This is a genomic window from Desulfovibrio sp. TomC (genome assembly GCF_000801335.2).
Taxonomy (GTDB): domain Bacteria; phylum Desulfobacterota; class Desulfovibrionia; order Desulfovibrionales; family Desulfovibrionaceae; genus Solidesulfovibrio.
Genome location: NZ_JSEH01000008.1, coordinates 65,148 through 86,168, shown reverse-complemented (window position 1 = coordinate 86,168; position 21,021 = coordinate 65,148). Strand labels below are relative to the sequence as shown.

At 64.9% G+C, this 21,021-nt stretch carries 16 protein-coding genes; 6 read left to right on the top strand and 10 right to left on the bottom strand.

Annotated features, from left to right (window positions below):
* Positions 1-13: 13 nt before the first annotated feature.
* The 4 genes from NY78_RS09410 to NY78_RS09395 form a co-directional block, all read right to left on the bottom strand.
* Entirely contained in the window at positions 14-463 is a 450-nt protein-coding gene (locus NY78_RS09410; protein ID WP_043634820.1) for a CBS domain-containing protein, read from the bottom strand.
* Between the two features lie 72 nt (positions 464-535).
* Complete coding sequence (locus tag NY78_RS09405; protein WP_043634818.1) at positions 536-1,522, bottom strand: 2-hydroxyacid dehydrogenase; 987 nt, start codon at positions 1,520-1,522, stop codon at positions 536-538.
* Complete coding sequence (locus tag NY78_RS09400) at positions 1,519-3,309, bottom strand: hypothetical protein (RefSeq protein WP_156180909.1); 1,791 nt, start codon at positions 3,307-3,309, stop codon at positions 1,519-1,521. The genes NY78_RS09405 and NY78_RS09400 overlap by 4 nt, the downstream gene beginning before the upstream one ends.
* A gap of 244 nt (positions 3,310-3,553) precedes the next feature.
* Complete coding sequence (locus NY78_RS09395) at positions 3,554-4,606, bottom strand: acyltransferase family protein (protein WP_043634813.1); 1,053 nt, start codon at positions 4,604-4,606, stop codon at positions 3,554-3,556.
* Positions 4,607-4,752: 146 nt separating this feature from the next.
* Here NY78_RS09395 and NY78_RS09390 point away from each other — a divergent pair, with 146 nt between their 5' ends.
* The 6 genes from NY78_RS09390 (at position 4,753) to NY78_RS09365 (ending at position 14,392) form a co-directional block, all read left to right on the top strand.
* Complete coding sequence (locus NY78_RS09390) at positions 4,753-6,693, top strand: right-handed parallel beta-helix repeat-containing protein (RefSeq protein ID WP_043634811.1); 1,941 nt, start codon at positions 4,753-4,755, stop codon at positions 6,691-6,693.
* Between the two features lie 706 nt (positions 6,694-7,399).
* Positions 7,400-8,257, top strand: coding sequence for a zinc metalloprotease HtpX (locus NY78_RS09385; RefSeq protein ID WP_043634809.1), 858 nt, complete (start codon positions 7,400-7,402; stop codon positions 8,255-8,257).
* Between the two features lie 440 nt (positions 8,258-8,697).
* Complete coding sequence (locus NY78_RS09380) at positions 8,698-9,099, top strand: VanZ family protein (protein ID WP_043634807.1); 402 nt, start codon at positions 8,698-8,700, stop codon at positions 9,097-9,099.
* 269 nt (positions 9,100-9,368) lie between these two features.
* Positions 9,369-9,830 (top strand): cytochrome c nitrite reductase small subunit, encoded by a 462-nt coding sequence (gene nrfH, locus NY78_RS09375; protein WP_043634804.1) that lies wholly within the window; start codon positions 9,369-9,371, stop codon positions 9,828-9,830.
* Between the two features lie 33 nt (positions 9,831-9,863).
* Positions 9,864-11,330, top strand: coding sequence for an ammonia-forming cytochrome c nitrite reductase subunit c552 (locus NY78_RS09370; protein ID WP_043634801.1), 1,467 nt, complete (start codon positions 9,864-9,866; stop codon positions 11,328-11,330).
* A gap of 224 nt (positions 11,331-11,554) precedes the next feature.
* A complete protein-coding gene (locus NY78_RS09365) occupies positions 11,555-14,392 on the top strand; it encodes an autotransporter family protein (protein ID WP_047960112.1) in 2,838 nt (945 codons plus the stop codon).
* A gap of 5 nt (positions 14,393-14,397) precedes the next feature.
* On the opposite strand, the gene NY78_RS09360 is transcribed toward NY78_RS09365, so the two are convergent.
* The 6 genes from NY78_RS09360 to NY78_RS09335 all read right to left on the bottom strand — a co-directional run bounded on the left by NY78_RS09360 (position 14,398) and on the right by NY78_RS09335 (position 20,837).
* Positions 14,398-14,817 carry a universal stress protein gene (locus NY78_RS09360; protein ID WP_043634798.1) on the bottom strand — a complete coding sequence of 140 codons (420 nt, stop codon included), beginning with the start codon at positions 14,815-14,817 and terminating at the stop codon, positions 14,398-14,400.
* A gap of 36 nt (positions 14,818-14,853) precedes the next feature.
* A complete protein-coding gene (locus NY78_RS09355) occupies positions 14,854-15,933 on the bottom strand; it encodes a TOBE domain-containing protein (protein ID WP_043634795.1) in 1,080 nt (359 codons plus the stop codon).
* 57 nt (positions 15,934-15,990) lie between these two features.
* Positions 15,991-16,371 carry a RidA family protein gene (locus tag NY78_RS09350; protein WP_043634793.1) on the bottom strand — a complete coding sequence of 127 codons (381 nt, stop codon included), beginning with the start codon at positions 16,369-16,371 and terminating at the stop codon, positions 15,991-15,993.
* Positions 16,372-16,757: 386 nt separating this feature from the next.
* On the bottom strand, positions 16,758-18,230 hold the full coding sequence (locus NY78_RS09345; RefSeq protein WP_043634790.1) for an outer membrane homotrimeric porin: 1,473 nt from the start codon (positions 18,228-18,230) through the stop codon (positions 16,758-16,760).
* A gap of 574 nt (positions 18,231-18,804) precedes the next feature.
* Positions 18,805-19,563: an acyl-CoA dehydratase activase gene (locus tag NY78_RS09340; RefSeq protein WP_043634786.1), complete on the bottom strand. Its 759-nt coding sequence runs from the start codon at positions 19,561-19,563 to the stop codon at positions 18,805-18,807.
* A complete protein-coding gene (locus tag NY78_RS09335; protein WP_043634783.1) occupies positions 19,560-20,837 on the bottom strand; it encodes a double-cubane-cluster-containing anaerobic reductase in 1,278 nt (425 codons plus the stop codon). The genes NY78_RS09340 and NY78_RS09335 overlap by 4 nt, the downstream gene beginning before the upstream one ends.
* Between the last annotated feature and the right edge of the window lie 184 nt (positions 20,838-21,021).

Here is a 21,021-nt window from a genome sequence, read left to right as displayed (position 1 = left end):
GGGATTCTCCGCGTTACAGGCCGCAAAAGCCGGCCAGGTAGTCGAGGATGCGCCGACGGGTGATTTCGCCAACCACCCGGCCGGCGGCATCGACGACCGGCAACGCATGGAACTTGCCCTCGGCAAACAGGGCCTCGGCCGCAAAAAGCGTCTCGTCGGGCGCTACGGACACGACTTCGCGGACCATGACCTCGGCCGCCGTCTTGCCGGCGCAAGCGCCAAATCCCTGGCAGATCACCGAGGCGTCTTCGGGCAGGGCCTTGGCCAGATTGGCATCCACGAAAAAGGGCATGGCGCAGCGCAGCAGATCGGCGCAGCTCACCACGCCAAGAAGCCGGGTCTCATCGTCAACGACGTAGACCAGTCTGGAGTCACGGCGGCGGTGGGCCGCAACCAGAGTGGCAAAAGGGGCATCGGGACCGACTGTGGCCAGGGAATCCCGCATCATCTCGCGTACGCGCATGGCAGCTCCTTGGGACCCGGCCGTTTGGCAGCGGCCGGGCGAGAGATGGATGCTCCCGGTTTGCGAAAAATGTCAAGACCGGGTGAGAACCTCGGGATTGAGGCAGGTGGGGGGCGTTGCCCCTTCCAGCATGGCCAGCAGGTTTCGTGCGGCCAGGCTGGCCATGCCGTTGCGGGCGGTGGCCGTGGCCGAGCCGATGTGCGGGGTGATGACCACGTTTGGCAGCTCGGCTAGGCCCTCGGCCATGCGCGGCTCGAATTCGTAGACGTCAAGACCGGCTCCGGCAATGCGGCCCTCCGTGAGGGCGGTCACCAGGGCGGCCTCGTCGATGATAGGGCCGCGGCCGGTGTTGACCAGGATGGCGCTTGGCCGCATCCGGGCAAAGGCGGCGGCGTCAAAGGCATGGCGGGTCTGCGGGGTCAGGGGCGCGGTGATGGCGATGACGTCGGCAGCAGCCAGAAATTCCTCGAAGGGCAGGTACCTGGCCCCGAACTCCCGCACCAGGGTCTCGTTGGGCTTTCGGCCGCCGCAGGCCACGATGGGCATGGCAAAGCCGCGCGAGAGTCCGGCCACGGTGGCCCCGATGCGGCCCGGACCGAAGATGCCGAGGGTTTTGCCGGCCAGTTCCGTGCCGACAAACTGCATGGGACCCCAGCCCGGCCAGTTGCCGGAGCGCATGGCGGCGTCGGCGGCGACAAGATGGCGGGCCACGGCCAGGATCAGGCCAAAGGCCAGTTCGGCCGTGGCCTGGGTCAGCACGTCCGGGGTGTTGGATACGGGCAGCCCGCGCCGGGTGGCCTCGGGCACATCGATGTTGTCATAGCCCACGGCGTAGTTGGCATAGCCGCGAAGGAGCGGGGCGGCGTCGAAAAAGCCGGCGTCGATCCGGTCGGTCAAAAGGCCGATCACGCCATGGGCCGTGGCCGCCTGGGCCAGCAGTTCGTCGCGGGTGAGCGGCCGGTCTTCGGGGTTGACCCAGACCGTGGCCCGGTCGCGCAACAGGGTAAGTCCGGCTTCGGGGATGGCCCGGGTGACGACGATGTGCGGACGGTCGGTCATTGGCTGCTCCTTGGACTGGTGGGTTGCGTGGCCGCGGGGCTGGCATCAAGCCCGGGCAGAGGGATCAACCGGCGGTAGAGGGCGGCCCCGGTGGCGGTGTCCAGCCAGTGCTGGGCCGGGTTGGCCATGGTTTCCGAAATGAGGACAGCATCGGCCCGGGTAAACGGCGGCAGCGGGACCACGGCCGAGGCCCGGGTCATCAGATGGGCGCGCAGGGTCCCGCCGTCTTCCAGGGCGATCAGGAAAAATCCGTACGGTTTGACCATGGCCCGGGGGTTTTCCACCCGCACAAAGGCCAGGGACCCCGGCGTTTGCGGGGTGGTGACCAGATAGGAATGGCCGGGCTCGTGGACGATGGCCGCGCCGACATCGACCCGCTCCACCAGGGAGAAGACGAGGATGACGGCCAGGGCGGCGATCTGGGCGGCAGCCCCGGCCGCCATCCGGCCCCTCTGGCCGGTACCGGCCGGCCGGTTGGCCAGGAGCTGGCCGGCGACGTACAGGCCAACGACCCCGGCGGCGGCCAGCCCCAGGCCCCAGGCGGCGTAGGGCTGGGCCCCTTCATGGTCCAGGAAGTCGTAGGGCAGCAGATAGCCGAGATTGAACCAGGGGACGCGGGCAAAGAGCAGGTCGTAGGGCACGGAGTAGTTGCGGCTGTCCAGGAAGGCGTCGGGATGTTGCAGCAGAATGCACAGCAGACCCAGGGACAGCAGCAGGAACGGCACGGCCAGGAGTTGATTCAGGCGGCCGCTGTCTTCGTACCATTTGGCAAAGCCGACGGCCACAAAGGGCATGGCTGCGGTCCAGTTGCGCGCGGCATAGGCCTCGCTGCCGTTGGCCCAGAGAATGGTGAAGAGGTAGGCGGCAAACAGCGGCAGCAGGGGGCGCACCCGGCTGTCCCGGTCTTTCGCGGCCCAAAGCAGGCCGATCAGCCCGAAGAGCAGATGGGGGGCATTGGGCAGCAGGCCGTGGCGCATGTCGAAGAAATTGACGATCAGACGGTCGGCAATGAGCCTCGGGCTGGTCGGGAAGGCCGGATTGCCGCCGCCGATGGGCGCGCCAAAGAGGGTATAGTTGTAGAGCAGGTACAGGCCGAAGAGACCGCCGGCCGCAGCCAGGAGCGAGAGCAGGCGGGCGCGCGAAGCGCCGTATCGCCGGGCGCTGGCCAGCAGGATCAGGAAGGCGGCGGCCGCCTCCAGGGACAGTTTGACGTGGAGAAAGGGCAGCAGGCACAGGCAAAGGCCGGCCGGCAGCAGATATTTGGGATTGCGGTGCTTCTCGTCGAGAAAAAAGGCCACCACCAGGGCGTTGGCGGTAAAGAGCAGGATTTCGGAGAAAAAAAGGCCGATGAAAAAAATCAGCGGGCAGGCCAGGGCCACGGCCAGGACGCCGGCCAGTCCGGCTTCCGGGGCAAACCGGCGGCGCAGGCAGGCAAAAAGGACGGCCAGTCCGGCCGCGCCCACGGCAAAAGACAACCAGCGCGCCCCGTCCAGCCCGGCCAGATAGATCAGCGGCGCGCCAAGCACCGGGTAGACGACGGAATGGATGAGCAGGCCGGCATGGCCGGCCGGGCTGGTCTGGAGGGGATGCCGGGCCGCCAGGGGGCCGAGCATCGTTAGCCAGTTGGCGTCGGAGGGGTGGAAGCCCTCGCCGTAAAAAAGCCCCAGGCCGTAGGCCACATACCGGACTTCATCGCCGGTAAAGGCCAGATGGGCCAGGAAAAAAACATGGATCGCCCAGAGGGCCGAGACAATGACCAGGAGCGGCAGCACAGACGGGCGAGGCATCAAGCCGCCGTTTTGTTTGGAACAGTTCGAATACATGTGGCCGGACACTACTGATTTTCCAGGTGGGGTTCAACCGCATTGCGTCGGGCGACGCGGCTTGTCCGGCGGGACCGGGATTGCGCCTGGACGCTGCCGGCGTCCGACTGGGCCTGGGCCGTTGCCTCTGGAAAAAAAGGACGTTGCGCCAGCCGGCCTTTGGGGTGGGGTCATGTCGCCGGGGCCAGGGCGGGCGCGGTCCCGGCGCTTACCGGCCGGCCAGACGGCGGACAACGGCGGCTTGCAGGGCGCTTGCGGCCCGGGTCAGGCCGATGGGACCAAACAGTCCGGCCGCCAGGTACAGCGGAAAGAGGCGCGGGGCGTTGACGCAATAAAGCGTGTTGCCAAGCAGGGCCGGGTCGCTGCCGCTGGCCGGGATCAGCCCGAGGTTTAGCAGGAAAAAAAAGAGCAGGTGCAGGCACATGATGGGGACGGTGTTTTCGCCAAGCAGGATGAGCAGGCTGGCGGGCTTGGCGCTCTGGGCCAGATGGCGGGCCAGAAACAGCACCAGATAGGAGCCGTTAAGGGCGGTGAAAAAGACCAGCAGCGCATTGCCGTGAAAGGACATGGCCGACAGATTGTAGTCGACAGTGGCCCCCAGGCAGGTCAGGAGCACGGCGCAAAGGACGCTTGCGCCCAGGCCCCGGGCGGTGAAGACCGCTTCGAAACCGGGCCAGGATCGGGCCGCGCTGCCGCAGACATAGAAAAAAAGGCCGAAGCCGACTTTGCCTATCTGGGTGGCCACTGGAGACAGGTCGAACGCCTGGGCGGTCAGGACGCAGGCCAGGGCGAAGAGGCCGGTAGCGCCAAGCATCCGGGCCGGGGAGTCGCCGCCAAGCAGGCGCGGCAGGGGCAGGGCTGCCAGTTGGACGAAAAAGAGCGTCACCAGAAACCAGGCCCCGTTGTACAGCGGAAACTGGTGGCCGGTGGTCAGGGGCTCGTAGACCAGGGCGCGCAGGGAAAAGGGGGCAACGTCGGTCCACAGACCGCCGCCGGCGGCCAAGGCCCAGGTCAGACCGGCAAAAAGCAGATTATACAGGAAATAGGGGGCAAGCAGCCGTCTGGCCCGGCGCAAGGCATAGCCCCTGGCCTCGGCGCGGTGGGCCGGGTTGAACACGAAGCCGGACAGCACGAAGAAAAAAGCCATATGGTAGGAGTAGATGGGATACCAGGAAAACGGATCGTAGCAGTGGCCAAGAACCACCAAAATGATGCCAAGTCCCCGGGCAATGGTGATGGACGGGTCATGGTGTTGGGGCATGGCTGGATTCCTTGGTGTTTTGCCTGGAGTTTTATGGGGGAGAGGTGGCTTACGGGAGCGGGCATTGTCAATGGCCGAGGCCGGGGGTTGCAGGGTGTGGAACAATTTAATAGCGTTGTAAATACATGCTATCAAATGGAGGTTTCATGAGCCTGCAACCCCGCTGTATCTATGCCACTCCCCAGGGGGACCGGCGGTTTGTCGACGGCGTGGCGGTCGAGACCCTGACCCTGGCGGCGGCCGTGGCGGCAGCCCGGCCCGGGGACACCGTGCAACTGCTGCCGGGCGGCTATTTTCCGCCCACCATTATTGACGCCGCAAATCCGGCCCGGTCCGAGCCGATCAGCCTGGAACTGCGCGGCGTGGCCGGCCGGGAGGACGCCCCGGTGACCATCCGGGGCCTTGGTCCGACCACGGCCCTTTTTGGCGAAGGCAAGGCCGAAATCGCGGACACCAGACTGCCCACGGCCGATCAGTTCGCCTTTTTCAAGCTCTTTGACTGCCAGTGGATCGTGTTCGAGGCTTTCGATGTGGCCGGTTGCTGGCCGACGTTTTGCTATATGGAAAACAGCCGCTATGTGACGGTGCGGGGGGTGCGGGCCTTTGACGGCCGCTACGTGGTCTTTGCCCGGGGCGAGGGTTGCCACCATATCCTGCTCGAGGGCAACCGCTGGCGACAGGACCCGACCGGGGCGCTTTGGCGCGACATCAGCTGGGAAGCGGTCAAGCGCGAGGACCTGTCCGGCTATTTCTACTACAACGGCGGATTTTTCGGCTCGGTCAACATCTCCGGCAGCCTGGTTTTCCGCGACAATACCCTGTGCACCGCCTTTAACGGCCTGCGCCTCAAGGCCGATGCCGCCAAGGGCGACCGGCTCAACTACAACGTGGAGATCACCGGCAACCGGTTCCACCGCCTGCGCGACAATCCGGTCGAGCCGGAGCGCACGGCCGTCAACTGGTATGTGACCGGCAACCACATCGTCAACGCCCATGCCTGGTTCTCCCTGGACGGCGTGGCCGGCGGCTTCTGGTATTTCTGCGGCAATACCGGCTACTTCAATGACAAGCCGGGCCAGCCCGCAGGCGACAACACCGGCGGGGCGGTGTTCAAGTTCGACGACGAGGGCGGGATGCCGGATCGTTTCGTCCTGTCCGCCTTCAACACCTTTTTTCTGCGGGCCAACGTGATCAAGGAAGGGCGCACCAAACATTTCCACCATGCCGACAATGTGGTGCTTTTTTGCACCCCGGCCGATCTGCGCCGCTACGACCCCGACCCGCCCTGCCCCTTCCCGGCCGCCTGTCCCGATCCCTGCGCCCCGTCGCCGGACACGGCCGATCCCGAGACCTTTGGCTGTGTCGCCCCGGATCAACCCGGTCCGTCCCTGGTGGCTGCGCCGCATTTTCTCGATGATCCGGCGGCGGATGGCATCAGCTTCAACGGCGACCTGACCAACCGGCCTTGGCCGGCGGCCTTTGGCCCGGCCGGGTTCGAGGCTGGCGGCCGGGTGGACCCGGACCTGCATTTTCGAAATCCCTTTGCCGGGGACCTGCGCCTGGCCGGGCCGGGCCTGCCGGCCGGGCCGGTGGTGCTGCGGGCCTCCCTGGATTGGGCCGGAGACTACGACTGGACCAGCCCAGTGCGGGCCGTGGCCGGAGCGGCCCAGCCCGGCGGCGCGCCAACGCCGTGTCCGCCCTTTGTTTTCTGCCCGCCGCCCAACCCGGCCCCGGGCTATGACGAGGCCCCCCGGCCGGTGGCCCTGTCCCTGGAGACCGGCCGGCTGGTGGTGCATTTTTCCCGGCCCCTGGCCCGGGGAACGGCCGGGGCCATTGTCTCGGATCGCCGTGGCGAGACGCTGGAGGTGGCCGGGCCAACCGACGGCACCCGGCTTTTCCTCACCCTTCCAGGTCCTTGGCGACGTCGGGTGGCGGGTGTTGCCGTGCCGGCTGATCTGGTCGGCAACGACGGGCAGGCGGTGAGCCTTTTTGCTGGTGACCGTCGGGTGAAGATTTCTTGCAAAATTCACTTTACAACGGGGCAGGAAGGCTTAACTGTAGAGTCAACGGAACCTCGAAAGAGGTGAACCCGAGCAGGAGGAAGCGCCGTCACGAAAGCCGTTTCCCATACCTGGCGAGCCGAGTCGCCCCCAACAGATGACGGCAGCCGGTAACCACCGGACCGTCAGACAGCGAGGACAGATTCCTATCGCACACATGGTTGTCGGCGTCGCGGCGGATAAGGGCCGCACGGAGACCCGCCGGCTTCCCCGGGAAAGGACCGGACCGAGACAACGCGCCACGGCGCAAGGTGGAGGTTACTTCCGATGGGTCAACAAGGTGCATAGTCGGCGAATTGAGTCGCCCGTAGAGACGGCTGATCAATAGCCGTACCGGCGAAAGGACTTGCCCGATCGCCCATGCCCCGCCACAGCGACATGAGACCACCTCAGGGGAGGAGGCGTCGCCAAGGGGAAAGGTCCTGGAATTTCGGTAACCTGAAATGCATTTTAGCGCGAGCGTCGCGCCCAAACCATACAGAAACCCACTCCCGGCGAGATGACTCGCCGCGAAGTCGGGAACCGGAGGTTCTCTCCGGAACCCGCCGGGCCGGGAGAACCACCTCCCAGCCGGGTGCTTCGGGCGAGGACCGGTCGCAAAGACCGGAAACATCCGACGCCGCGACATTTGGGAACTTGGTTTCGGCAATATAGAACATGTCTTTAAGCGACCTCGCCTGGCCCACACGGACCGGGCGAGGTCTTTTGATATCTTCCGGAGGTTCACTGCATCATGACCAGCCAGTTAAAGACCGCCCTGCTTCTTGGACTGCTCACCGTCCTTATTTGCATCGTCGGCCAAGCCATGGGCGGCCGCACCGGCCTTTTCATTGCCTTCGCCATGGCCCTGGTCATGAACGTCGGCAGCTACTGGTTCTCCGATAAGATCGTGCTGTCCATGTACAACGCCCGCGAACTGGCCCCGGCCGACGCCCCGGCCCTCCATGCCATGGTCGAGGAACTGGCCAGAAACGGCAACATCCCCAAGCCCCGCATCATGATCGTCCCCCAGGACGCCCCCAACGCCTTTGCCACAGGCCGCAATCCCGAACACGGCGTGGTGGCCGTCACCCAGGGCATCATGCGCCTGCTCTCCCCTGAGGAACTGCGCGGCGTCATTGCCCACGAACTCGGCCACATCAAAAACCGCGACATCCTGGTCCAGTCCATTGCCGCCGTCCTCGGCGGAGCCGTCATGATGATGGCCAATATGCTGCAATGGGCCTCCATCTTCGGCGGCGCCCGCAATAGCGACGAGGAAGGCGGCGGAACGGGCGTGCTCGGCGGCCTGCTCATGGCGATTTTGGCCCCCATCGCCGCCTCGCTCATCCAGATGGCCATTTCCCGGTCCCGTGAGTTTCTGGCCGACGCCACCGGGGCGCAACTGTCCGGCACGCCCCTGGCCCTGGCCGGGGCGCTCGGCAAGCTCGACGCCTATGCCCGGCAGATCCCCATGGACGCCAGCCCGGCCACGGAAAACATGTTCATCGTCAACCCCTTTGCCGGCATGTCCATGGCCTCGCTCTTTTCCACCCACCCGCCCACCGAGGAACGCATCCGCCGCCTGCGCGACATGGCCGCAGGACGGTAGAAGGGGGAGAGGGAGTAATCAGAGAAGAGGGCTGATGCCTCCGGCGGCCGGGAGGGGGTAACCCCCTCCCGGACCCTCCCTGAGAGGGGGAAAGGGAGCTTGCCGCGAGAGAGCGCGGGGCGCATGGCCAGTTTCAGCCCTCGGCGAGGAAACCAGCCCGCGCGTGCCCTTGACGGGAACCACCGGAGCTCCGGTGGCCGGATGATCCCTGCGGCTTCCTGCAAAGAGGGAAGTCTTTCAAGGGGTTCTTGGCGTTGACTGCCACGCTGTTCGGTTGCGGGCTGGTTCCCCTGCCTTGTGTCGCCTTCCTGATGTCGGTATAGCCTTCCTGACTGCCGCCCCGATGCGGGACGGCAGCGTGTTTGCAAACATTCCCACTGCGCCGTGTTCGCATAGCGGGCATCCCCCCTTTGGGAGACGCCAGCCGTAAGGAACCAGAAATGAACCGTACCGTGCTGTTTCGCCGGGCCGTGCTGGCCGTGTGGATTTTTTCCGTGGCCTCCACGATCTATCTGTCGCTCTTGCCCGGCCTGGAGCTGCCGTTTCAATTCTGGAGCGCCGACAAGGTCTATCACATGCTGTGCTATGCCTGGCTTGGCGCGCTGCCGCTCTACGCCTTTGCCCGGGGCGATACGGCCCGTGCCGTGGCCTACTGCATGATTCCCATGGGCGGCCTGATTGAATGGGGCCAGTCGTTTGTGCCGGGCCGGACATCGAGCATGATGGACGCCGTGGCCAATGCCGTCGGCGTGTTTATCGGCATCTGGATTGCCGAGACCCTCATGGCCCGCTGCCGGGGCTGCCAGGGCCTTCGTGAAGAAGAAGGGCCGCCGTCGGCCTGATCCTGACCGTCTTCCCCTGCTCACCCCGGCATAAAACCGACTGCTTTCCCTTTTTGCGTAAAGGCGTTGTTGGCTTCGTCGGCCAAACGCGGCAAGCTCCGGAAGAAAAGCCCGTCTGTTGTCCCGTATGACGTTTCTGCGTATACGCCCGCCTGTCTGATGCCTCTGATTATCTTTTTATATACACCGGTTATTTCGCTGTGCCGCATTGTCATGTCGGCGTACCTATCGTAGTCTAGTCCCAAAACCTTTTAGCGAGGAGAGGGACCATGGGACATGCCGGCAAAGGGGGCGTGCGGCTCCTTGTCGTTGTCGGGCTTGTGGTCGTTGGCGTGGGGCTGTTTTTGGCCCTGGGTCCGCCGGGACTTTTGGCCAAGTCCGAGACGCCCGACTTCTGCGCCTCCTGCCATGTCATGGAGGCCGAGTATGAAGCCTGGTTCCACCAGGGGGCGCACAAACGCCTGCGTTGCGTGGACTGCCATCTGCCAAACGACAACCTGGCCAGCCACTATGTCTGGAAAAGCATCGACGGGATGAAGGATGTGGTGGTCTTCAATTCCGGCCGGGTGCCGGACGACATCCGGATCACCGATCACGGCAAGGCAGTGGTCCAGGCCAACTGCATCCGCTGCCACGAAAGTGCCGTGGAGATGATCAATCAACAACGGTATTGCTGGGACTGCCACCGCCGGGTCATGCACCGGAATGTTGGCGTGCCCTTTACCCGGTAACGACAACCGGCTGCGGCCGAGAGAGGGATGACCATGCGGGGCAAACTCCTGTACAAAATGGCGCTTGGCGTGGCGCTCGCCGCCTTTCTATTCGTTCCCTATGCCTGTTCGCCGCCCAAGCCCGAGCCGGTCAAGACGGTCGTCATTCCCGACGGCGAAATCGATCCGGCCGTGTGGGGCAAGGCCTATCCGGAAGAATACGAGACCTGGAAGATGACCGAGGAGCCGACCCCGGCCGGCAAGAGCAAATACAAGCGTGGCTTCACCACCGACCGCATCACCTATGACAAGCTGGCCGAATTCCCCTACATGGCCCTGCTCTTTAACGGCTGGGGCTTTGGCATCGAATACAACGAACCGCGCGGCCATGCCTATATGCTGCGCGACCAACTCGAAGTCGATCCCGCCCGCATCAAATCCGGTGGCGTGTGTTTGAGCTGCAAGACGCCGTATGCGCCGCTGCTCGTCAAAGAGATGGGCGTGGATTACTACAAGATGCCCTACAAGGAAGTCCTCGACCGGGTCCCGGAGAAATTCCGTACCCTGGGCGTGGCCTGCATCGACTGCCACAACAACAAGGACATGAGCCTCACCATCTCGCGCGGTTTCAGTCTGGTTCCGGCCCTGGAGGGCATGGGCGTGGACTGGAAGAAGCTGACCCGCCAGGAAATGCGTTCGCTGGTCTGTGCCCAGTGCCACGTGACCTACAATATCCCGAAGAACAACGAGATGCAGTCCGTCGGGCTGTTCTTCCCCTGGCAATACGGCAAGTGGGGCGGAATCACGGTCGAGGATGTCATCAAGAAGATCCGCAGCGACGATTCCTACCGGGAATGGAAACAGACCGTCACCGGCTTCAAGCTGGCCTTCATGCGCCATCCCGAGTTCGAATTCTTCTCCAACAACAGTGTGCACTGGAAGGCCGGGGCCGCCTGCGCCGACTGCCACATGCCCTACACCAAGGTGGGCGTGCGCAAAGTGTCCGACCATCGGGTGACGTCGCCGCTCAAAAACGACATGAAGGCCTGCATCCAGTGCCACAGCGAGACGCCGGAGTGGCTCAAGCAGCAGGTCATCGCCATCCAGGACCGCACGGCTTCGCTGCAGATCCGGGCCGGCAACGCCACCGCCACCACGGCCAAGCTGTTTGAGGCCGTGCATAAGGCCAAGGAAGCCGGCAAGCCCGTGGATATGGCCCTGTACGACCAGGCCAAGGACTACTATGAGGAGGCCTTCTACCGGTCGCTGTACATCGGCGCGGAAAATTCCATGGGCTTCCACAACCCCACCGAGGCCATGCGCGTGCTGGGCGATTCCATCGCCTTCGCCATCAAGTCCGAGGCCTTTCTGCGTCAGATCCTGACCAAGGCCGGCGTGGAAGTGCCCATGAAGGTTGATCTGGAAATGGCCAAGTATCTGGAAGGTCGTGGGGCCAAGAAGCTGCCCGGACACCCGGAGCAGGAATTCAAGGACCCCATGGGCGTGCAGGACCGGTTCTAGGCCGCATTCGACTTCAGTGACTCTGGACGCGCCCGCTCCGATATTCTCGGGGCGGGCGCGTTTTATTTGGCTGGACGTTTGCGGCCTGAAGCCGGGGACTGGTCCGGCTGGCGGCCGAGCCCAGGCTCCTGGCCGGCTCTCTGGAGAGCAGGCCCGCCTTGACGCTTGGTGACGATTGAACTAGGCGAAATCATTATCCCCCGGTCATTTACACGGAGTGTCCCATGCCTGACCCGAGAGCACGGCGGCGTCCCTTCTCTGCGTTCTTTTGCTGTTTTCTCGTCTCCCTCGTCTGCCGTGTCCCGGCCTGGGCCGCGGCCAACCCCGTCTACGACGCCGCCGTGGCCGAGGCCAAGGCCAATGCCGCCGATCCCGGCCCCTGGATCGTCACCGACCTCAAGGTCATAACCGGCCCCGGGTCCGGCGACGGCAACACCTACGTGGACGGCAAACTGGTGGCGGCCACCTTTACCAAATCCTCGTATTACACCAGCGCCTTTCCCGGCACAGTCATGAGCGTCTACGGCTCTCCGACCTCAAGCGCCTCCTGGGTGACCATTGGCGGCGAACTCAAATCCTACTGGTCCCGGATGGGGGTCACGGCGGCCGGCGTCAAACTGGCGACTTCCCAGGCGGTTGGCATGGCAGACGGCAATACCAACGACGCCATCGTGGAAATGCTGGTGACGCCGACCCTTGAGGCCATCCAGCGGCCAACCAAGGACCCGTCGATTGCCGCCCAGCCGACCTCGCTTGGCAGCTTAGCCGCCTTTGTCCAGCCGGCCGGCATGAGCGACGCGGCTTTTGCCAATTTCACCGCCTACTACAACAACTGGGAAGCCTCGGCTTACGGGGCGGACAATTTTCCCTGGACCCAGCTCGGCTACACCTACCGCTGGGGCCACGGCAACAGCCTGGCCGACATCCGGGGCTTGTCGGAATTCATCCTGCCCGGCAGCTCGAAATACACGGTCTATGCCGTCTATTCCCTGACCTCCTACCTCTACACCGCCGGCAACGGGTCCGGGGATTTTGCCGTCACCGGCGACCTGGACACCCTCTGGGCCGGCCGCAATTTCCAGCCCCGGGGCGACACCGTGCGCATCGACGCCGGGGCGACCGTTTCCGGCGGCCAGGGCCTGCTCATTTCCTCGCCGGGTTATACCGTGACCAATAGCGGCGCCATCACCGGATCGACCACGGCCAAGTTCGGTCTGGCCGGCACCGAGGACGTGGCCGTGCTGTTTCTGGGCCAGCTTCCCGGAGCCGGAACCCTGGCCGCCCCCGCCGGCAGCGGCAACACCCTGGTCAACACCGGCCGCATCGACTCCCCGGGCACGGCCGTGCGGGCCGATGCCGGCGATACGCACATCATCAATTCCGGGACCCTTTCGGGCGGTTCCCTGGCTGTGCAGACCGCTGCCGGCAACGACCGGCTGGAGGTGGCCGGCGGCACGGTTTCGGGCCGGGTGGACCTGGGTGCGGGCGTTGACAGCCTGACCACGAGCGGCGCGTCCACCCTGGCTTTTAGCCTGTCGCCCCTGGGGGTGTCGGCGGCCCCGGTTGAGAACGTGGAGACCGTGCGTCTGGGCGGCGACACCACCCTGGCCCTGACCTTTGACGCCGCCGGTTACGTGGTAAACGGCCAGCGGTACACGATTGTCCAGGCCGACAGCCTGTCTGTGCCGGAATCCGGGCTTACCGTGTCCAGCAATCTGCCCATGGTGCGGTTTTTGGCAGCCTCGGACGGCGCCGGCCTGACCGTTGCCGGCTACCGCGACCTGGGCTGGTATACCCGCTCGGCCGCCAATGCCTCCCTAGGCGCAGCCCTGGACGGCATCACCACCACGGTCAATCCGGCCCTGGAAGGACTCATCGGCCTGCTCGACCAGTCCGGCGACCCGGCCGGCGCCACGTCGCGCCTGCTGCCCGGACCGCAAACCCGGGCCATGGTCGTGGCCGTGGATGCGGCCTCGGCCTGGAGCAGCGCCTTTGCCGGCCGGATGCGCGGCCTGCGCGCCCCGGCAACGGGGAGTGGCGTTGGGTCCGGGGGGCTGGCTCCGGCCGGATTTCGCACCCAAGACCTGCGCCTGTCCGAACTGGCCGACCTTGGCCAGTCGGTCGTCTCTGGCCGGGCGGCCTTTGGCCCGACGCCCTGGCAGGCGGCCCTGCCGGCAGACGCCGCCGGGGCGGACGCGGCCGGGCCGGCGGCGGCCTTGCCGGAGCTGTCCCGGGAAGGACCCATCGAAGCCTTTGCCTCGGTCTATGGGGCCAAGGGGCAGGGAGCGTCCAGCGGCGACGCCCCGGGCTATGACAGCACCCTGACCGGAGTCCTGGCCGGGGCGGGCGCACGGGTCGCCCCCTGGGCGCGGCTCGGCCTTGTCGGCGGCTATGCCTGGTCCCGGGCCGATTTTTCTAGCGGCAAGGGGACGAGCGACGACCATGTCTGGCGGCTTGGCCCCTACCTCGGCCTGGATCTGGCCCCGTACACCGTGGACGCCATGCTCACCTACGGCGCGCATCGGGTGACGACCGAGCGGCCGGTGTGGAATTCCACGGCGCAAAGCCGGAGCACCATGGGCGAGTGGCTGGGGTATCTGCGGGCCGCCCGCACCGTGGCCCTCGGGGCGGCTGTGGTGGCCGAGCCGTTTGCGGAAGGCCAATATCTCCACCTGCACCGCGACGGCTACGGCGAATCCGGGGCTGGGGCGGCCAATCTGGATTTTCCGGCCGCCGACAGCACGTCGGTGACTTCGGTGCTGGGGTTGCGCCTGGAAAAGTCCTTCGAGGTGGGGGGCTATACGCTCACGCCGGATGTCTGGGGCGGCTGGCGGCATGAATACGCCGATACGGCCCCGTTGGTGCGGGCGGCCTTTGCCGGTGCGCCGGACCGGCAATTTGCCGCGTCCGGCGGTGCCTGCGACCGGGATCAGGCCCGGTTCGGGGCCGGGATCAGTCTGCGGGGCGAGGCCGGCCGGGCTGTGAGCGCCCGTTTCGACGGCACGGCCGGCGGCACGCGTTCGGATATGGCCCTGTCGGTGGGGGTGCGCCTGACCTTTTAAGCGCCCTAGCGCACCACCACCACGGTGCACGGCGCGATCTGGATCAGACGCATGGACACGCTGCCAAGGAGCAGGTGTTCCACGTCGTCCTTGCCCCGGCTGCCAATATAGATTTCGTCGGCCCCTTCCTCGCGGGCGATGCGGGCCACGGTCTCGGCCGGGCGGCCCGGTTCGTAGCGGGTGCGGATGGCAATGCCCCGGCTCCGGGCCATCTCTTCGGCCTCGGCCAGGATTTTTTTCGGCTCACGCAAAATGGAGGCAAAGGCCGTATCGCAGTCTTTGACGTCGCAGTCGAAAAAACTCAAGGCCTCGACCACGGTAACGGCCAGTACTTGCGCCCCGCTGCACCCCACTTCGTCAAAGGCCCGTTCCAGGGCGCGAAACGACGGCTGGGAACCGTCCAGGCATACGAGGCATTTTTTCATGGCCCATCCCTCCTGGTTTTCGCCAGCCGCCCCGCGCTATTCCACGTGGAGCACCACGGCAAAGGCGGTGAACATGGCCCAGACTTTCTGCCCCTCGGCCAGGGCCAGCTCCCGGGCGCTTTGGGTGGTGACGACGGCGCACAGCCGGGTGCCGTCAGCCAGGGCCACGATGGCCTCGCTGGTCAGTTCGCCCAGGCGGATCAGCTCCACCTCGCCGAGGAACCGGTTGCCGGCCGTGGAGCGCGGCATGTCCTCCCCGGCCTCCAGCACCACCCACGGGGCCTTGATCTCGGCCGTGACAAAGCTGCCTTCGACCACGCCAAGATTTTTAAGGCTCTCGTTGGTGATAATGGAGCTGACGGCATGGCCGCCCAGGCTCTCGACCGTAACGATGGACTGGATGTCGCCCCGCTGCACCCGGGCCACCCGGCCGAAAAAGGCGTTTCGGGCGCTGGTGCGCCGGGTCTCCCGGGTAAGCACTTGTCGTTCCACCTTGCGCCGCTGGTCTTCGGGCAAATGGAGAAAGGCGGCGGTGAGGTCGGCGGTGGAGTGGCCCAGGATGCGCTGGACCACCGGGAGCGGCACGTCGTCGCGCAACAGTTCCACCGCCCGGGAGCGGCGGATGGTGCTTGGGTTGACCAGTTCCTTGGTATAGCCGCACTCCTCGGCCCGCTCGTAAAACTTGCGCCGCACATGGCCCTGGTCCAGGCGCAACAGCGTTCCGCGCATGGAGCCGTAGGCCGGGTCGTCGAACACGGCGGCCAGGGCCTCGCCCAGTTCGGCCGGGATCTGCACCTCGCGGCCGACCCCTTCCTCGCCGCCGCCAAGGACCACGGACAACGTCTCCAGATTGACGTCGGTGCGGTCGTTGACGGCCAACACCTCGCCAAGCCGGGCTCCGGTGTGGCGCAGCATGAGATAAATGAGCCGCACCCGGTTGCGCGACACGGCCACATCCGGCCGTCCGGCCCGGGTGGTCCAGGCGGTAAAGGCTTCCGAGAGCCGGGTCAGCTCCAGGGTGTCGAGAAACTTGACGTCATCGGGCACGGAAAAAATCCGGGCCGCGCGAAATCGCTTGCTCCCGGACTCGGGCGCGTCATGCTTCGTATCGTCCATCCAATCTCCCCGTGTCGGCAACAACAACAGTGCACGGGCAGGCCCGCACCGTCAAACCTAGCGTGAAGCCACCACTTCAAGCTCGACCAGCACGTCGCGCGGCAGCCGGGCCACCTCGACGCAGGAACGGGCCGGGTAGGGCTTGGCGAAATAGCTGGCATAGACTTCGTTGATGGCCGTGAAGTGGTCCATATTTTTAATGAAAAGCGTGGATTTGACCACGTTGTCGAGCGTCAGTCCGGCGGCTTCCAGGATGGTGCGCACGTTTTTGATGCTCTGGTGGGTCTGGTCCGTCACCGAACCCGGGACCACGGTCCCGGTGGCCGGGTCAATGGGGGTCTGGCCCGAGATGAAAAGCAGATCACCGGCCCATACGCCGATGGAATAGGGACCGATAGGCGGCGAAGAACCTTCCGCAACAACGACTTGCTTGGGCATGGGAAGCCTCCTTGGCAAAACAAAGTGGAGCCGCCGCTGCGGCCGGGACGCAGTGTGCGTTGCCTGGGGCGGGGCGTCAACCGGCAATGAGTATAACGCCAATTGCCGCGCCCGTGAAGACGCCGCCGGGGCGTGTGGGAGAAGAGGAAGAATGCCTTCGGCGGCCAAAGGGCAGTGCCCTTTGGAATCCCACCTGGGGTTGATTTGATTTGGCCAGGCGCATTGCCGAGCCGGTGAGGGAAAGTTGCGCACGAAAAGACGAGAAAGGGCCGGGACCGCAGCAGCCGGCGTTTGCCCTTGACGGGAACCACCGTTCTCCGGCGTCGAATGCAAAAAAAAGGGGGGCCGCAAAGCCCCCCTCCGATGCGCCGATGGCGAAGTGTCTGCTAGAACTTATACGTCAGGCCGAAGGCGACCTTCCAGGCGTTGTTGCCGTTCTCGCTGGCCTCGTGCACCATGCGATGGCCCCACACGCTTTCCTGGAACTGGCCGTGGGCCCAGCCCGTTTCCATGACCGCAGCGAGGTTTTCATAGATCATGTACTTCGTGTCGAAGTTCGCGCCCATGAGGTACTCGTTGGTGGTCAGATCGTGGCCCATGGTGAAGTAGTCGTTGGCATAGGTGTTGCGGGCAAACCGGATGGCCCGGGCCGAGTTGTTGCCGCGCAGGTACACAAATGTCAGACGGTGGGTCAGGTTTTCAATAAACGACATCTTGTTGAGCGACGCGCCGATGCCGTAGTTGCCAACCGGCGACACGTACATGTTGGAACCCTTGTCGAGTTCCTGGCTGTCGTCGAACAGGAAGCTGTTGCCCGGACCCCAGGTGGAGCGCATGTAGGGCATCCGCTCGGAACCGTTGGACGTGGACTTGTCCTCGCCCGTGGACCAGAAGGCGAAGATCTGCGGGGTGACCATGTCGAGGCCGGTGTATTCCGCGCCGCCGTCGACCATCCAGCCCTCGCGCTTGGCGCCCTTGGTGTCATTGCTCGCGCCGGCACCGTAAATGACGTCGGCGTAGAGACGTACGGGATCAAGAGCGGTCACTTCAAAAGCGCCGCCGACCCAGTAGTAGGGGTTCTGGTCGTTCTTCCAGCGGCCGGAGCCGAGGCTCTTGGTCATGTTGTAGGAGCTGGCGGCCGAAACCAGGGTATTGGCGTAGCTGTTGCCCGATTCCGTGGTGTCGGTGGTGTCCTTGAAGCTGTAGTTGGCGTTGCGGCCGGCCACAGCCACCATGCCCCAAGGCGTGGCCTTGAAGCCTTCCAGGGTGACGGGCAGAGCCAGGAAGTAGGCGTCCAGCTCGTCAGCCACCTGGGTGGTCGTGTTGTCGTAGGTGCGGTTGGTGTCGATGAGACGGCCAAAGCCGGTCATCAGCGACAGGGTGTTGTCAATGAGCGGCGCCTTGATGGTCAGGGCGGCCATCTTGTCGCTCCACACCGGGCTTCCGAAGAACAGGGCGCTCTGGGGCAGGTTCACGTCCTGCAAACCGGCGGTCACTTCGATGTCCTGGCAACCGGGGACCTTGAACTGCAGGTAAGCCAGATCGACCTGGACGGCGACATCCGGGTTGGCAGCGGTGAAGGTGCCATGGCCCCAGGTGTCTTCCACCTTGATGCCCAGGCGGAACTTCACGGCTTCGTTGGCCACGAAATCGGACCGCAGACGGAAGCGTTCCCAGATTTCAAAGGTGTCGGAGGTCTTCTTTCCGGACTTATCCCAGCCGGTGAAGTTGCGTGCCTCGAAGAAACTACCGTACACGCGGGCGTCGCCGGTCATCTTGACTTCGGTGGCGGCCCCGGCCGCAGCGGCTGCTCCGAAAAGCAGCGAAGCGGTCAAAGCGAGACATCCAAGCTTTTTCATAATCCTTCCTCTCCTAAAACAGGCGGGTTCAAGCGAACTGCCATCGATGCATCGCAACCTCCGGCGGCGTACCGGAAGTTGTCATGGCAACGGGCTACGCCTGGTGGAAAGGGAAAACAAGTTACAAATAGTAAATTATTGTTCATTGAAATTAATTTGACTTGCATGAGTCTTGTCGTTTGGCCTTGGAGAAGGGTTACGCCGGGTATGTTGCATAAAATAAATAAATTCAGTGCATTATAGATTGTTTGAAAAAGGCGCAGGGCTGTGTCGGGCCAGGGCGGCCCGGGTGGGGCGGGAACCGGGTTCCCCGGACAGACAGGTTCGCAACCGCTCAACCGTCAGATCGGGGGAACGCGGGCAGGCTGGCGCAGGTGTCCGCTGCGAGAGGGAGTTCCGGCAGACTGGGGCGGCGGCCCGGCCGAGGACCGTCGGGGCGCAGCGAATGGACCGGTCCGCGACAGCCCGGCCGGGCCGGCGAGGAGGCCGGCAGGGGGGCAGGGGGGGCTGGACCTCCGGCCGGGCAACGCTGCCTCGTGTCCGGTTACGATCCGACCGTACAGGAGGCGAAGTCTCAGGGAGCAACCGACCGGAGCCACAGGGCCGCGCCCAGGGCTCCGGTCATGTCCGGCTCGTCGGGGAGCAGCAGCGGCGTATCTGCCGCCTCGGCCAGCAGGCGGACCATGCACGGGTTTCGGGCCACGCCGCCGACAAAGGCCAGCGGAGCGGCCAGCCCCACCCGGGACAGCATGGCCATGGTGCGCGACACGACGGCTTTGTGCAGGCCAAGGGCGATATTGGCCGGGGACACGCCCCGGGCGATCAGGGTGGTGGCCTCGGTTTCGGCAAAGACCGTACACATGGAGCTTATGGTGGGCGGATTGTCGCCGGTCAGCGCCAGGCGGCCGAAATCCTCGACCGACAGGCCAAAGACCGTGGCCGTGTATTCCAGGAATTTGCCGGTGCCGGCCGCGCAGCGGTCGTTCATCTCGAACCGCCCGACCCGGCCGCCGGGCAAAAGCGAGACGGCCTTGGTGTCCTGGCCGCCGATGTCGAGCAGCGTGGCCGCCTGGGGGAAAAGGCTGCCCGCGCCCAGGGCATGGGCCTTTATTTCGGTGACGCTGCGGGCAAAGGGATAGAGTTCCCGGGCCAGTTCCCGGCCGTAGCCGGTGACGGCCAGACGTTCGGGCACGCCTGCGGCAAACAGTGTTCGAAGCTGCCCCACGGCGTCAAAGGTGGTGGGCAGGCGGCGGGAGGCGGCCACCCCGCCTCCCTGCCACACCACCAGCTTGATGCTGCGCGAGCCGATATCCAGGCCCGCATAGGCGGTCACGCCAGGGTCTCCACAAAGGCTTCCACCCGGGTCTTCAGCTGCCCGGCGTCTTCCATGCCGTAATCCGTCTCGATGGCCAGATAGGGCAGGCCGGCGGCGGCCATGGCCTTGCCGACCTTCATGGCCTCGTGGGCGTAGGGCTGGCAAAAAAGCAGGCCGTAGTGGATGACGCCGTCGGCCTTGAGGCTTTGGGCCATGGCCGCGATATGCTCCAGGCGCTCGTCATTGGGCGTGAAGCAGGCGCAGTCGATTTTCATATAGCGGTCGCACAGGGCGTCGAGCATGGCCTCAAGCCCGGCCGGCGTCTCGTCGGTCAGATCGCGGGTGTTGCGCTCGCCGATGCAGGATTCCTCGCCGACAATGACCGCACCCGAGCTTTCGATGAGGTAGGGCAGCTTCCAGTTGGGCACGGCCATGGGACAGCCGGCCAGCAGCAGGCGCGGGGTCTTGGCCGGGGCCACGCCTTCGCCCTTGGCGATGCGCCCTTCGATCTCGTCGCAGAGCTCGTTTAACTTGGCGGTGAAGCGGATGGGATCGTCGTAAAAGCTGATCTGGTTGACGAGTAGGGCGTCGCGGCCGGAAATGGGGGCCGGATCGGCGGCCCGCAGGGCGGAAAGACGCTGCAAGGCCCGGCGCTTGGCATTGACGGTCCTGGTCGCCTCGGCCAGCGCCTCGGCGGTGATGGCCTTGCCGGTGAGCTTTTCCAGGGCTTCCTTGTAGCGCACGAGTTCAGCGCGAAAGAGCGCCCGGTCGGCCGGGGCTTTGCACTGTGGCACCTCCATGATGTGCATGGGGGCCAGTTCAGCAAAGGCCTCGTAGGCTTTTTTCTTGCCGTCGCAGGTGGTCTCGCCGACTACGAGGTCGCAGGATTCGGTGTAGGGGCAGATGCGGGCCAGCTTGAAGCCGATGAAGGATTTGATGAGGTCGCAGGTGTTTCGCGGCACGAGCGTCTCGGCCAGTTCGGTGCCGGCCTTGGCCCCGGCGCACAGCCCCACCTGCACCGCCCCGGCGGCCAGGGTCAGCTCTTCGGGCACGAACACGCAAAAGGTGCCGACGATCTTTTTGCCGGCCGCCTTGGCGTCTTGCAGTTCCTTGATGCGCAGCCCGTGGACTTCCGATAACACGAAATCAAGATATTCTGCGCCCTTGAGCCGGCCCTCCTGGGCCATGTAGATGTCGCCGTAAAATTTCCCCAACACCGCCAGCAGGGCATCATGGGCCTCGATGTCCAGATCGAGGGCCTCCCACATGGCCTTATGGGCCGCATCACTCATGGCATCCTCCGGGATAAGGTTGTGAACCTTTTACCCATACCTGTGGCGCGGCGCGGCGTGAAATAGTTTTTTTTAATGAGTTTGGGAAGATACGATCATTACAAACTATCCACCCAAACGCTAAAGGAATCCTCAAAGCGGCCGAAAAGGGGGTACACGCGAGAGTTCGGCAGGATGGCCGGAC

Bases quoted from the DNA above. Each gene is read 5' to 3' on its own strand.
- NY78_RS09335 (WP_043634783.1), bottom strand. From the start codon at position 20,837: ATGAGTGATGCGGCCCATAAGGCCATGTGGGAGGCCCTCGATCTGGAC.
- nrfH (WP_043634804.1), top strand. From the start codon at position 9,369: ATGGGACATGCCGGCAAAGGGGGCGTGCGGCTCCTTGTCGTTGTCGGG.
- NY78_RS09355 (WP_043634795.1), bottom strand. From the start codon at position 15,933: ATGGACGATACGAAGCATGACGCGCCCGAGTCCGGGAGCAAGCGATTT.
- NY78_RS09345 (WP_043634790.1), bottom strand. From the start codon at position 18,230: ATGAAAAAGCTTGGATGTCTCGCTTTGACCGCTTCGCTGCTTTTCGGA.
- NY78_RS09405 (WP_043634818.1), bottom strand. From the start codon at position 1,522: ATGACCGACCGTCCGCACATCGTCGTCACCCGGGCCATCCCCGAAGCC.
- NY78_RS09390 (WP_043634811.1), top strand. From the start codon at position 4,753: ATGAGCCTGCAACCCCGCTGTATCTATGCCACTCCCCAGGGGGACCGG.
- NY78_RS09395 (WP_043634813.1), bottom strand. From the start codon at position 4,606: ATGCCCCAACACCATGACCCGTCCATCACCATTGCCCGGGGACTTGGC.
- NY78_RS09365 (WP_047960112.1), top strand. From the start codon at position 11,555: ATGCCTGACCCGAGAGCACGGCGGCGTCCCTTCTCTGCGTTCTTTTGC.
- NY78_RS09360 (WP_043634798.1), bottom strand. From the start codon at position 14,817: ATGAAAAAATGCCTCGTATGCCTGGACGGTTCCCAGCCGTCGTTTCGC.
- NY78_RS09370 (WP_043634801.1), top strand. From the start codon at position 9,864: ATGCGGGGCAAACTCCTGTACAAAATGGCGCTTGGCGTGGCGCTCGCC.
- NY78_RS09400 (WP_156180909.1), bottom strand. From the start codon at position 3,309: ATGCCTCGCCCGTCTGTGCTGCCGCTCCTGGTCATTGTCTCGGCCCTC.
- NY78_RS09385 (WP_043634809.1), top strand. From the start codon at position 7,400: ATGACCAGCCAGTTAAAGACCGCCCTGCTTCTTGGACTGCTCACCGTC.
- NY78_RS09350 (WP_043634793.1), bottom strand. From the start codon at position 16,371: ATGCCCAAGCAAGTCGTTGTTGCGGAAGGTTCTTCGCCGCCTATCGGT.
- NY78_RS09380 (WP_043634807.1), top strand. From the start codon at position 8,698: ATGAACCGTACCGTGCTGTTTCGCCGGGCCGTGCTGGCCGTGTGGATT.
- NY78_RS09410 (WP_043634820.1), bottom strand. From the start codon at position 463: ATGCGCGTACGCGAGATGATGCGGGATTCCCTGGCCACAGTCGGTCCC.